1 pseudogene is annotated in these 300 nt (G+C 81.0%); it reads right to left on the bottom strand.

Annotation, left to right across the window (positions count from 1 at the left end):
• A pseudogene (locus CCN56_RS45125) lies at positions 1–300 on the bottom strand (ATP-dependent helicase HrpB); the annotation flags it as partial.

Genomic DNA, 300 nt, shown 5'->3' with positions numbered 1-300 from the left:
CCGCCGCCCGCCGGACCCCGACCTCGGGCGCCCCGTCGAGGAGCGCCCGTCCGAGGCGGGGGTGCAGCCCGAGCCGGGACATCCGTACCCCCCGCTCCGTGGCCCGGCCGTCCCCGTCCACGGCCCCGATCGACCCCAGGACCGCGCGGGCCGCCGCCATCGCCCCGGCCGGTGGAGCGTCGAGCAGCGCGAGCCCCTCCGCCGTCGGGTCGCCCCAGCAGGCGGCCCGCAGGGCGAAGTCCGCCAGGTCGGCGATCCTGATCTCCGGCGACGGGTACCGCGCCCGGCTGCCGTCCTCCG

The sequence above is a fragment of the Streptomyces sp. NRRL B-24572 genome (assembly GCF_002156145.1).
Lineage (GTDB): Bacteria > Actinomycetota > Actinomycetes > Streptomycetales > Streptomycetaceae > Streptomyces > Streptomyces vietnamensis.
Note: the sequence above shows the minus strand (reverse complement) of the source record. Positions and strands in the feature narration are given on the sequence as shown.